Genomic DNA, 11,734 nt, shown 5'->3' with positions numbered 1-11,734 from the left:
TTTTTTTGACTGCTATTATTAACGTGAGTAGAATTCTACGATAAGTTGTTCGTTAATTTCTGCTGGAAGTTCAGAACGCTCAGGGTAACGAGAGTAAGTTCCTTCTAGTTTCTCAGCATCAAAAGTTGTATATTCAGGTACAAAGCTGTTCGCTTCAATAGCTTCTTTAACGATATCAAGCTTTTGAGATTTTTCACGTAAGCTAATTACTTGACCTGGTGCTACAGCGAAAGATGGAATATCAACGCGTTTGCCATCAACAAGAATATGACCGTGGTTTACTAGCTGACGAGATTGTCTGCGTGTACGAGCAAGACCAAGACGGTAAACTAAGTTATCTAGACGAGATTCAAGTAAGATCATGAAGTTTTCCCCGTGAATACCTTTCATTTTACCAGCTTTAACGAATAAGTTTTTAAATTGACGTTCGTTTAAGCCATACATGAAGCGTAATTTTTGCTTCTCTTGCATTTGCAAGCCGTATTCAGAGATTTTTCTGCGCGAGTTCGGTCCGTGTTGACCAGGAGCGTAAGGGCGTTTATCTAATTCCTTACCAGTTCCAGTTAATGAAATACCAAGACGACGTGATTTTTTCCATATTGATCCAGTATAACGTGACATAAAGTAATTCTCCTTTAAAATGTTTTATTTGCATAAAATAAAACGCGCGTGTCCGTTTCGTTGTCCATTTTGTTTTCATGTACCATCGCTCCAGCAGCAGAGAGTTACACGATACACCTTGGGGCTATAAGCCTCTCGAAGGAACAAAATGGGTTCAAGCGGCGGTTCACATAGGCTACCTAATTATTTTACACAAATGCTAGTATATAATTTTAAAAGGGCCATGTCAACCATGTACGAATAAATACATATTTTTTCCGTTTATTTATAGGAATAAATAACTAGTTATTGTATAATAAAGATGCGAATTAATCTAAAATTGCATATTAATTGAGATAATAAGACAGAAATAGAACTTTTGAACTATTTTTTAAAAAATTTATAGTTAAGCCAGGTGATCAGAATGACTTCAATTCCAAATCTGTATGGAATCGTCCATCAATCCTATTTTGAATTACTCTCTACAATCATTAATAAAAGCTATAATAAAATGGAGATAATTGTAATCTTACTTGAAAAAATGGGGGAATTCCTTAATCCTTCAAGCGCCGACGCATATTATTATGATGAGTTTAAGAATACATATCAACGAATAAATGCGGATTCAAATTTGAATTCAAAGCTGGAACCGAAGTTCATCCTTAGTGAAGATGTATTCAAATATAAAAAGAATGATGTTAAAATCACTTTTCCTTTCACTGTTGATCAGGAGAAATATTTATATGTATTTACATTTACAAACAGGAAACTGCCTTCAGAGGAACATATCGAATTTGTCAAAAAGGAAACCGAAAGCTTACTGAATTTGATCCAGAAATTTCGAGTGAAGAAAAGAAGTAAATGGTACTATCAGGAGTTATTTGAACTTAGTAAACGCATATTTGCGACTTATGATATGAACACCATTTTAAAAGAAATATCCGACAGCCTGGAAAGAAATTACTCGGAGATCGGCTATACTTTTTTCTTATCGCAGGATACGGAAGTTTCTCCATCATTGCCCGTCAAGAGTATCGAGTACACTAATATTGAATCGGAAAATCTGAGTACAAAAGCATTTCAGACTGGTGAGCTTCAGTTTGAAAGTAAGCCGGAGATAAATACTTCCTATATATATGCACCATTAACAGGTAAGCAGGGTATCTATGGAGTACTGGAAATCAACGTACCTTTAAATACTTCACTTCCGAAGATGGGGAAACAATTTTTAATTGAATTTGCGCAAATGGTTGGAAAAGCGATAGAGGCTGCGACATTATTCCAAAATTCCAAGCATCAAGTTTCGGACTTAACGATCATTAATGATACATCACATCAACTAAATTCTAACTTGGAGCTAAGGGAAATTGTAAGCCTGTTAAAGGAGCAAATTCGATCAACTTGTCACGCTGCAGATGTCGGTTTTATTAAATTTTATGATGAGTATGAAATTTTATCGGGAAGTTCAGCGTTTTTCCATACCGGTGATAGTATGTTGTTCATGGAATATTTATATAAAAAAACGAAAGCTTACAAGGAACCACTATTTATTGGTAACTTTTCTGATGGAGAGATGCTACTTCCTTATTCATCTGTCATGGCGTTTCCCATGGTTCAAGCAGGAAAAGTATTGGGTCTCACAGTGATTCTTCATCGAGATTCCTATCATTTTAGTTTTGATCAATTTAAGTTAATGCAGGCAATAATTCAGCATTCCGCCTTGGCAATGGCTAATACAATTCTTAAAGACAAATTGAAAGAAGCGGTAATTAAAGATTATCTGACAGGGTTATACTCCCGAAACTATCTGGAAGAAACAATTGAGAGGCATATGCGTGAAGGTGAAAGCGGAATATTAATATTACTTGATATTGATGATTTTAAAAAGATCAATGACAGTTTCGGTCATCATGTTGGAGACCAAGTACTTATCCAAGTGTCAAACACACTGATGAATAATATCGGGCCAGGAAACATTGCAGCAAGGTGGGGCGGTGAAGAAATAGCAATATATGCACCAAACATGAAAATGGAAGAAGGGTATATCCTTGCAGAGGCAATTAGTATGCAAGTGGAGCTAACAACAGACCCAACGGTTACGTTATCTTCTGGTGTATCCGCATGGAATAAGGAAATGGAAGGTGATCAAGATATGCGTACGCTATTCTTGCGTACAGATAAAGCGCTATATGAAGCAAAGAATAATGGGAAAAACCAGGTAATAAAAAACTAGCAGCTCAAGATAGCTGCTAGTTTTGTTATACTAGAAGAATACTAGCCCAAATGTTTTACTAATACATCTACGAATTTTTCAAGATAAATCTGATCCGTTTCATCAAAACGATTTTTGATTGGGCTGTCAATATCGAGAACACCAAACACTTTATCATGAATAATAATTGGCACAACAATTTCTGATTGACTTGCAGCATCACAGGCAATATGACCTGGAAATTGGTGAACATCGGCAATGCGCTGTGTTGTGCGTTCCTTTACAGAAGTACCGCACACGCCTTTACCAGAAGCGATGCGAATGCATGCTGGAAGGCCTTGGAATGGCCCGAGAACCAGTTCATCTTCCTTCCAAATATAAAATCCGACCCAGTTCACTTCTTGAAGGAACTGATTTAATAATGCTGAAGCATTGGACAGAATTGCAACGTCATCCTTCTCACCATCTGTTAATGCATCCAATTGTTTAATCAAAAGCTCATAATCCTTTTCTTTTGTACTGGTGTATACTGTTGATTGAAACAAGAAAAATCCCCCTTTAATATCTATATATGTGGCATAAAAATCGACACGATCATACTTTTTGTCGAGAAGAAATTGCAGGAATTTAAAGGTTCATTGTCGTAACTGTGTAGTAAGGAGATGAATAACAATGAAAAAGAACCCAACCAAGCAAAAAGTGATAGATGCTGCTTCCTCATTGTTTTTCCAAAAAGGCTTTCATGGCACTTCTGTCAGAGATATTGCTGAAAAAGCCTCTGTCAATGTATCTTTGATTAGCTATTATTTTAAAGGCAAACAAGGCCTATTAGAATATGCAGTAACCAATTACTATGAGGAATACCTAAAAACACTGGAAGAAGCAATAGAAGAAGCTGACTCCCTTACTCCTTTGAAAAAATTGAATGTGTTAATTTTTACTATTATACAATATAAACAGCGTAATCATCAATTAACATGTTTTATTCAACGAGAGCTTTCACTGGACTCTGTATTTGTTCGTGAAATGGCTGTCACTTATTTAGCAAAGGAAAATCATTATATACGTCATACTTTTCTTAATGCGATTGGTGGACAGGTGAAAGGGGATACTCGTCACTATTTATTAATGCAGCTGAAAGGTATGCTGATCACTCCGTATATTTTACATAGTGAATGGAAAGAACAGGTCATTGGTGATTATTCACACCAGATTTTCGTGAAAAAATATGTGAATACGATTCAGCAATGGATTAATTTTATTACAGAAAAGGGAATTTCCGCTGAAAAAAATATGTCGAATATAATCGCTGATGAAAAAACGTGGCGGATTGGCGATTAATTTGCATTTTTTTAGCCAAATATGCATGATCCATGGTATTATAAGTATTGTATTTAGAAAATTAACGTTTACATGATTACATATAGAATATAAAATACAAGTTAACTTACAAATTAATTAGAAAATTTAAGAGAAACCTCTTTTTTTGGAAACTGGTTGGGAGGCATTTTATGGTTTTCATCATCGGAACAATATTAGCAGTCATCGTACTAATTATTATCGGACTGATTTTAAGAAAGCGAATTTACGACAGGGTTGATCGCCTGGAGAGCTGGAAAATGGATATCATGGGGCGTGATGTTGCTACGCAGCTCAGTAAGATTAAAACGTTAAATCTTTCCGGAGAAACTCAGGTGAAATTCGAAACCTGGAAAGAACGTTGGGAACATATTATCACACAAGAACTTCCAAACATAGAAGAGCATCTATTTGATGCAGAAGAAGCTGCCGATCGTTTCCGCATAAACAAAGCGAAGTCTATCCTGAATAATGGAGAAGATACATTGCAGGGTATTGAAAAAAGTATTGCAAATATACTGCAGGAGCTTGATGAACTTCTGGAATCTGAAAAGACAAGCAGAAAAGAAGCTGGAGAACTTGCGCCTACCATCAAAGCATTGCGTAAAATGATTTCACAAAGCCGATATCAGTATGGGAAAGCAGAAATGTATTTTGACGGTTTTCTGGATGAAATGGAAGATCAACTATCAACATACTACGAATTGGTAGATGCAGGAGATTATATGGAAGCGAATAACCTGATTACAACAATGAAAACTGAAATTAAAATGATGGAAGAAAAAATTACCGAATTTCCATCCATTTATAAAAAATGCAAACATGATTTGCCATCTCAATTCGATAATATGCTTTCTGGTCTTAAAGAGATGAAAGAAGAAGGTTATCGGGTAGATCATCTTGGGTTAGAAAAAGAAATTCATACATACCAGGGAAAACTATCGAAACTTCTTCTACAATTAGAAAATGGGGACATGACGAATGGCGAACAATTGTTAATTGAAATGGAAGATAGAATGAAAGAAATGTATGACCTGCTTGAAACAGAAGCACATGCAAGAAATTATTTGGAAGCACATATACCTGAATATGAGAATTCGCTAGATGAACTTATCGTTACATTCGATGCAACAAAACTTGAAGTAGAAGAAATAAAAAAAGCATATTATGTAGAAAATAACGACATGGAAAGATTTTTATCCGTAGGTAAAACGATCTCCAAATTGCTGGAACAGCTCAGGGAGCTTTCCGAAGAGATGGAGAAAGATGGTAAATCTCATTCCGAATTGCGTGAACAAGTAGAAGAGGGCTTTCAAAAAATTGAAGAACTGCAATTGAAACATGAGGAATTTAAGAAAAGTATTCAAAACTTACGTAAAGATGAATTGGAAGCAAGAGAAAAACTTGCAGAAATGCGTAACCAACTAGCCTATTTGAACAGACGTTTAAAGAAAAGCAATATTCCTGGTGTCCCAAGTTTTATCTGGTCCAGTTTTGAAACAGCTTTTTCTAAAAATGAACAAGTTATTAAGACATTGGAAAAGTATCCACTGGATATGGCGAATGTTCAACAAGCATTAACGGAGGCTAAAAGTTCAATAGAGCAAACATCAGAGCAAGTGGATTTAATGCTCGATCAAGCATACTTGACTGAACAAGTGATTCAATATGCAAATAGGTACCGAAGCCAAAATCCAATTCTTGCAGCTAAGCTACAAGAAGCAGAGCGATTATTCCGAGTGTATGAATATGAACTTTCACTTGAACATGCTGCAAAGGCTGTAGAAGAGGTAGAGGCTGGTGCCTTAAAACGAATTGAAGAAACCCAAACCGTAATGAATAAATGAGTCAATGAGGAGGCTGTCATTAAGAAACCGGATTTCCAGGTTCTTAGGTCAGCCTTACATTTTTGTGTTGATGAAGTGAGGAGTCATTCGAATGATTTATTTAGATAACAGTGCAACAACGAAACCAGATCCATCCGTCCTTGAGAGCTTTCAGCAAGTATCCAGTAACTATTTTGCCAACCCATCGTCTATCCATCAATTAGGTGGAACTGCTGAGAAACTTCTGTTAACAGCTAAAAAGCAGGCAGCTGAAATCCTAGGAACGTTTCCACAAGAAATCGTTTTTACTTCTGGGGGAACGGAAGGAAATAATATAGCGATTAAAGGAATTGCGGTTGAACATCAGGGCAGGGGGAAACATATTATTACCTCTGACATTGAGCATCCATCGATTTATGAAGCATGCAAAAGTCTGGAAAATCATGGATTCGAAGTAACCTATTTACCTGTCGATCAAAATGGTGTAGTATCAGTAAATGATTTAGAAAATGCGATTCGTAAGGATACGGTTTTAATCAGTATTATGCATGTTAATAATGAGACAGGTTCCATCCAACCCATTAAAGAAATAGGGGAGGTCGCGAAGAAACACCCAAAATTATTTTTCCATGTTGATGCAGTTCAAAGTCTCGGTAAGCTTCCATTGAAATTAAAGGATAGTGGAATCGATTTATGTACGTTTTCCGGACATAAAATTCATGGATTAAAAGGCACGGGAATGTTATATGTAAACAAGCGGACAAAGTTATTTCCGTTATTTCATGGGGGAAGTCAGGAGCAGTCACTAAGATCTGGGACTGAAAATCTAGCAGGGTCGGTAGCATTTGTGAAGGCATTACGCATGATTAAACAACGTGAACAAAATGATAAGCAACATTTATATGACATGCAAAGCTACTTGGTACGTATATTAAAAATGATGGACGGGGTAGAGGTTAATACACCGGAACATGCAGCACCACATATTATTAATATGTCTGTACCGGGAATCAAGCCGGAAGTAATTATCCATATGCTCGGTGAACAGGATATTTTTATCTCCACAAAATCCGCCTGTTCTTCCAAACTAAAAGATGAAAGTAAAGTATTGTCTGCATGTGGATTTGGGCGTGATAGATCAACTTCTGCATTACGTGTAAGCATGTCCTATGATAACACAATGGATGAAATGAAAATATTCGCCGAAGCATTGGAAAAAGCAATCAAACAATTTAAAGAAGCACTGGAGTAGATAAATATGCAATATGATCATATATTAATTCGTTATGGGGAAATGGCTTTAAAAGGAAAAAATATTAAGACCTTCATTATCCGTTTACAGGAAAATATCCAACAGAAGATTAAAGAGTTTCCAAATGCGAAAGTGAAACGCTCACAAGGAAGAATGTTTATTTTATTGAATGGACATGAGCCAGATCCTGTAATGGAGAAGTTGCAAAATGTTTTTGGTATTCATAGCCTTAGTCTTGCAATTAAAGTGGATAATGATTTGGAAAAAATTAAAGAAGCAGCATTATATGCATTGACTAAGAATGAAGAAGTTAACACATTTAAAGTATCCGTTAAGAGGATAGCAAAAGACTTCCCTGTTCGCTCACAGGAATTGAATCAAATTCTTGGTGGACATTTGCTCAAAAATACGGAAGGTATCCAAGTGGATGTCCACAAACCTGACTTGGAAATCAAAGTGGAAATCAGATTGGAAGCAACGTATATTACATCAAGCGTTGCTCCGGGTCTTGGTGGTTTACCAGTAGGAACATCTGGAAAATCCCTTTTACTCCTGTCCGGAGGAATTGACAGTCCGGTTGCAGGTTTCCTGGCAATGAAACGTGGTGTGCAATTGGAAGCCATCCATTTCCATTCACCGCCATTTACAAGTGAGCGTGCCAAGCAAAAAGTACTTGATCTGACGAAACAACTGACAAAATACGGTAAAGCGATTAAAGTTCACGTCGTACCATTTACGAAATTGCAGCAGGAGATCTTTCGCGAAATGCCTGAAGATTATGCGATGACGATTATGCGTCGTATGATGTTTCGGATCAGTGAACGAGTCTGTGAAAATGAATCGATTCTATCCTTAGCAACGGGTGAGAATCTTGGCCAAGTGGCAAGTCAGACCATGGATAGTATGCATACGATCAATGAAGTTACAAACTATCCAATTATCCGTCCGTTAATTACGATGGACAAACAGGAAGTTATTCAAATCGCTGAGGAAATTGGAACGTACGAAACATCGATCTTACCATACGAGGATTGCTGTACGATTTTCGTTCCTAAATCTCCAAAAACGAAACCGAAGCGTGAGAAAGTAAATTACTATGAGTCCACACACGATTTTACTGCTTCGATTGAAGAAGCAATTAACGGAATTGAAACAATTAAAGTGACGGATCAGGAAAAAGTCGAAGAATATTTTACAAATTTATTTTAGGAATATATAGAGAAACTAACAACATATACCAATTAAAAAATTGCATGGATTACCTCCTACTGTGACATTCTATAAGTACCAAGGAGGTGAACTAACATGGCAAATAACAATTCGTCAAACCAATTGCTAGTTCCAGGTGTACAACAAGCTTTAGATCAAATGAAGATTGAAATTGCATCCGAATTTGGTGTTCAACTTGGTGCTGATACAACTTCTCGTGCTAACGGTTCTGTTGGTGGAGAAATTACGAAGCGTCTCGTTTCAATGGCTGAACAACAGTTTGGTGGTTCTCAGTAAATAACTAATTAAATAAAATATGGCTGGAGCTATCCTTGTTATCAAGGATAGCTCTTTTACTACCATGGAAATTATTTTCTAAATAGGCATGCTATCAACAGTGCACTGATAATTGTTAATGGGGAATTATGACGATGGGGTATTGGCATAAATGAAGATCCTTCTCTTACATAAGAAGGATCTTCATTTTTAGGATTTCCACCATGTGGATTGCTGCAGACATAGTAATCGATTATAAAAACGTTCGTTTTACACGATCCCAATACGTATTATTTTTCAATTTCACTGTTTTAATAACGGTATCATCCATGGAAACTTCGATGGATTGTACTTTTCGAATCGGCAGTGCTTCATTATCAAGGCTAACTATCGGATAGTCGTTGCCATCTTGGATGATATCCAGTATCAGTTGCCTATTTTTATTCAAGATAAAAGAAGACCCAAGTGTGCGGTATTGATTGTTATTCAAAGAAGCAATTTCAGAAACTTGATAGCAAGCAGTAAGTGGATCAATAACTGCACCACGAGCAGATTTCGTATAGCCAGTACTTCCGGTAGGAGTCGCTACTATTAAGCCATCACCGCGAAAGGTTTCAAAATGCTGTTCATCAATTTTCACATCAATAACAATTGTTTTAACAATCGTAGAACGGACGGTTACTTCATTTAGACAATAAAAAACGGTACCGTCATTTATTTTTGTTTTAATGACTGGAAAACGTCGAACCTCCATTTCATCATGTTGCAAGGAGTGCAGCATTTCATCAAAATTATCGATATTAAAGTCACAATATAATCCCGACTGGCCTTCACGAGTAATACCTGTATAAATACAATCCTGGCGAAATCCGGTCTTTCGTACAGCTTGCAGGAATGCACCGTCGCCTCCAATGCTAACAATGATGCTTGCATCCTCATGACGATCAACAATTTGAAAACCATTCTCTTCCGCTAAACGATGCAATGTCTCCACTTTCGAATCCGTTTCACCATCTCTATGGTAATAAAAGAACAATTCATTACTTTTTGTCATATATGTACCCTCCAGCTATCCACTTTTCTTCATCATATCATTTCTAATGCATTTATCCCATTCATAGAAATGTAAACGTTTAAAATTCTTTAAGTTGCTACAGAATAGATGAAAAAGAACTATCTGCGGAAGGTGGGAAAGCGATATGCTGCTGTTTATCTTCGGATTAGTTGTTATTATACTAATACTTCTGTTCGTCCTTTCAAAAATCATTGTATCCATCCAGTATACATATGAACAGAATAATCAGCATGTAACGCTCTCCGTTTTTATATTACGAATCAGATGTTTTAAGAAGAAGTATGATTTAGCGGAATGGAGTAAACAAAAATTCGAAATGGAAGCTATTCACTTTGAATCTTTTTCGGAGAGAATAAAGACCTCCTATAAAATATGGAAGGATGCCAACAAACGAATCACAGAAGTATTACAAAAAGTTAGCCTGCATCATTACAGCTGGGTAACAGTTGGTGGAACAGGAGACGCATTTTCCACAGGAATTGCAAGTGGAGGAATATGGACAATCAAGGGAATAATCACGGGCTTCTTTTTAGAAAAAGTTCAGTTAAAGTGTAAACCTAATATCCAGGTGGAACCTCACTTTCAGCAAAGGTATTTGCGAACTGACTTTGACTGCATGGTATCGATTCGAATTGGGCAAGCTATACATGCTCTTATAAAGTTAATTAGGAAACCAATAAAATTACAACACGAGGAGGCTAATCATGACAGAAGAACATCCAATTGAAGGATTGATGACAACAGCCATGGAGAATCTGCAAAAAATGGTGGAAGTGAATACGATTATTGGTGATCCAGTTAAATCACCGGATGGCAGTCTTATTATACCTGTATCCAAACTAGGATTCGGCTTTGCAGCAGGTGGAAGTGAATTCAATTCCAATCAATCACAAGGAGATTCAGATGCCACATTACCATTTGGTGGTGGTAGTGGTGGAGGTGTCTCCATAACGCCAGTAGCATTCTTGATTGTTAGCGAACAAGGAATCAAAATGGTTCATCTTGATCAAAATACACATTTATATGAAAAAATGATTGATTTCGCACCACAAGTGATTGAAAAAGTACAACAAATTATAAAAGACTCAAACGATTTAACTAAAAAAGAAGATAGAAAAGAAAAACCAGAAAAAAGTAAGTCATCCCAATATGACATATAGAAGTTTTTTAAGACTACAAGAAGGGTAAAGGTATGAAAAGCTTCACTTCACATAAATTTATTCATTACGAATGCTTGCTATTGGTGGACAGAAGCAATGGTAATCCTCCATAATAAAAGTAGCGATGAAAAGGGAGGAATATATTTATATGTTAAATGTTACATTCAAACAAGAACCAGTTACATTAGTTGGGCCCGAATTAAAAGCAGGGGATAAGGCACCGGATTTTAACGTGCTATCCAATGGACTAGAAGAGGTTCGTCTAAGTGATTATGATGGAAAAGTTAAATTGATTAGTGTGGTACCTTCTATTGACACTGGTGTTTGTTCTGATCAAACAAGAAGGTTTAACGAAGAAGCAGACAAATTGGATAATGTACATGTTTTAACGATTAGCATGGATTTACCATTTGCTCAAAAACGTTGGTGTGCTGCCAATGGAATTGAAAAAGTAGACACACTTTCCGATCATCGTGATGCTGATTTCGGTAAAAACTATGGTGTGTTAATGCAGGAATTGCGTTTACTTTCAAGATCCATTTTTGTAGTTAATTCAAAAAATGAAATAACATATGTTGAATATCTTCCAGAAGTAACAAACCACCCAGATTATGAATCAGCATTAAAAGCAGCTAAAGAAGCGGAATAAGTGATAGAAAATCTCTCCATCTCTACTTGGAGAGATTTTCCTAGTCAAAGGTTGCTCAATCTTTCACCAAGTGATTTCTTTTAAAAAAGAGTCATCCTTCTTCTTATTCCTTTTAC

12 protein-coding genes are annotated in these 11,734 nt (G+C 36.4%); 9 read left to right on the top strand and 3 right to left on the bottom strand.

Annotation, left to right across the window (positions count from 1 at the left end):
* Positions 1 to 18: 18 nt before the first annotated feature.
* Complete coding sequence (gene rpsD / locus ACHABU_RS02520) at positions 19 to 621, bottom strand: 30S ribosomal protein S4 (protein WP_435761918.1); 603 nt, start codon at positions 619 to 621, stop codon at positions 19 to 21.
* Positions 622 to 1,024: 403 nt separating this feature from the next.
* Between rpsD and ACHABU_RS02515 the strand changes: the two genes are divergently transcribed.
* Complete coding sequence (locus ACHABU_RS02515) at positions 1,025 to 2,833, top strand: sensor domain-containing diguanylate cyclase (protein WP_435761915.1); 1,809 nt, start codon at positions 1,025 to 1,027, stop codon at positions 2,831 to 2,833.
* A gap of 41 nt (positions 2,834 to 2,874) precedes the next feature.
* Here ACHABU_RS02515 and ACHABU_RS02510 read toward each other — a convergent pair whose 3' ends face one another.
* Positions 2,875 to 3,357, bottom strand: coding sequence for a GAF domain-containing protein (locus tag ACHABU_RS02510; protein WP_435761913.1), 483 nt, complete (start codon positions 3,355 to 3,357; stop codon positions 2,875 to 2,877).
* 127 nt (positions 3,358 to 3,484) lie between these two features.
* On the opposite strand from ACHABU_RS02510, the gene refZ reads away from it, so the two are divergent.
* The 5 genes from refZ (at position 3,485) to ACHABU_RS02485 (ending at position 8,755) form a co-directional block, all read left to right on the top strand.
* Positions 3,485 to 4,153 carry a forespore capture DNA-binding protein RefZ gene (gene refZ, locus ACHABU_RS02505; RefSeq protein ID WP_435761911.1) on the top strand — a complete coding sequence of 223 codons (669 nt, stop codon included), beginning with the start codon at positions 3,485 to 3,487 and terminating at the stop codon, positions 4,151 to 4,153.
* A 170-nt stretch (positions 4,154 to 4,323) separates the two neighbouring features.
* Positions 4,324 to 6,018, top strand: coding sequence for a septation ring formation regulator EzrA (gene ezrA / locus ACHABU_RS02500; protein ID WP_435761909.1), 1,695 nt, complete (start codon positions 4,324 to 4,326; stop codon positions 6,016 to 6,018).
* Positions 6,019 to 6,109: 91 nt separating this feature from the next.
* Entirely contained in the window at positions 6,110 to 7,249 is a 1,140-nt protein-coding gene (locus ACHABU_RS02495; protein ID WP_435761907.1) for a cysteine desulfurase family protein, read from the top strand.
* Positions 7,250 to 7,255: 6 nt separating this feature from the next.
* The gene (gene thiI / locus ACHABU_RS02490; RefSeq protein ID WP_435761905.1) at positions 7,256 to 8,458 is read left to right on the top strand and encodes a tRNA uracil 4-sulfurtransferase ThiI; all 1,203 of its coding nucleotides are present in this window, start codon (positions 7,256 to 7,258) and stop codon (positions 8,456 to 8,458) included.
* Between the two features lie 96 nt (positions 8,459 to 8,554).
* Positions 8,555 to 8,755: a small, acid-soluble spore protein, alpha/beta type gene (locus tag ACHABU_RS02485; protein ID WP_379495026.1), complete on the top strand. Its 201-nt coding sequence runs from the start codon at positions 8,555 to 8,557 to the stop codon at positions 8,753 to 8,755.
* Between the two features lie 232 nt (positions 8,756 to 8,987).
* Here the strand turns inward: ACHABU_RS02485 and ACHABU_RS02480 are convergent, their stop codons facing one another.
* Complete coding sequence (locus ACHABU_RS02480) at positions 8,988 to 9,788, bottom strand: NAD kinase (RefSeq protein WP_435761903.1); 801 nt, start codon at positions 9,786 to 9,788, stop codon at positions 8,988 to 8,990.
* Positions 9,789 to 9,933: 145 nt separating this feature from the next.
* Between ACHABU_RS02480 and ACHABU_RS02475 the strand changes: the two genes are divergently transcribed.
* The 3 genes from ACHABU_RS02475 to tpx all read left to right on the top strand — a co-directional run bounded on the left by ACHABU_RS02475 (position 9,934) and on the right by tpx (position 11,618).
* Complete coding sequence (locus ACHABU_RS02475) at positions 9,934 to 10,536, top strand: DUF2953 domain-containing protein (RefSeq protein ID WP_435761901.1); 603 nt, start codon at positions 9,934 to 9,936, stop codon at positions 10,534 to 10,536.
* Complete coding sequence (gene ytfJ, locus ACHABU_RS02470) at positions 10,514 to 10,969, top strand: GerW family sporulation protein (RefSeq protein ID WP_435761899.1); 456 nt, start codon at positions 10,514 to 10,516, stop codon at positions 10,967 to 10,969. Before ACHABU_RS02475 ends, ytfJ begins: the two co-directional genes overlap by 23 nt.
* A gap of 148 nt (positions 10,970 to 11,117) precedes the next feature.
* Positions 11,118 to 11,618: a thiol peroxidase gene (gene tpx, locus ACHABU_RS02465; RefSeq protein ID WP_435761897.1), complete on the top strand. Its 501-nt coding sequence runs from the start codon at positions 11,118 to 11,120 to the stop codon at positions 11,616 to 11,618.
* The last annotated feature ends 116 nt before the right edge of the window (positions 11,619 to 11,734 follow it).

The organism is Oceanobacillus sp. CF4.6 (assembly GCF_051262635.1).
Classification (GTDB): domain Bacteria; phylum Bacillota; class Bacilli; order Bacillales; family Amphibacillaceae; genus Oceanobacillus.
Note: the sequence above shows the minus strand (reverse complement) of the source record. Positions and strands in the feature narration are given on the sequence as shown.

Excerpts from the sequence above, each read along its gene's own strand:
- rpsD (WP_435761918.1), bottom strand. The coding sequence starts at position 621 with ATGTCACGTTATACTGGATCAATATGGAAAAAATCACGTCGTCTTGGT.
- ACHABU_RS02515 (WP_435761915.1), top strand. The coding sequence starts at position 1,025 with ATGACTTCAATTCCAAATCTGTATGGAATCGTCCATCAATCCTATTTT.
- refZ (WP_435761911.1), top strand. The coding sequence starts at position 3,485 with ATGAAAAAGAACCCAACCAAGCAAAAAGTGATAGATGCTGCTTCCTCA.
- ezrA (WP_435761909.1), top strand. The coding sequence starts at position 4,324 with ATGGTTTTCATCATCGGAACAATATTAGCAGTCATCGTACTAATTATT.
- ACHABU_RS02495 (WP_435761907.1), top strand. The coding sequence starts at position 6,110 with ATGATTTATTTAGATAACAGTGCAACAACGAAACCAGATCCATCCGTC.
- thiI (WP_435761905.1), top strand. The coding sequence starts at position 7,256 with ATGCAATATGATCATATATTAATTCGTTATGGGGAAATGGCTTTAAAA.
- ACHABU_RS02485 (WP_379495026.1), top strand. The coding sequence starts at position 8,555 with ATGGCAAATAACAATTCGTCAAACCAATTGCTAGTTCCAGGTGTACAA.
- ACHABU_RS02480 (WP_435761903.1), bottom strand. The coding sequence starts at position 9,788 with ATGACAAAAAGTAATGAATTGTTCTTTTATTACCATAGAGATGGTGAA.
- ACHABU_RS02475 (WP_435761901.1), top strand. The coding sequence starts at position 9,934 with ATGCTGCTGTTTATCTTCGGATTAGTTGTTATTATACTAATACTTCTG.
- ytfJ (WP_435761899.1), top strand. The coding sequence starts at position 10,514 with ATGACAGAAGAACATCCAATTGAAGGATTGATGACAACAGCCATGGAG.
- tpx (WP_435761897.1), top strand. The coding sequence starts at position 11,118 with ATGTTAAATGTTACATTCAAACAAGAACCAGTTACATTAGTTGGGCCC.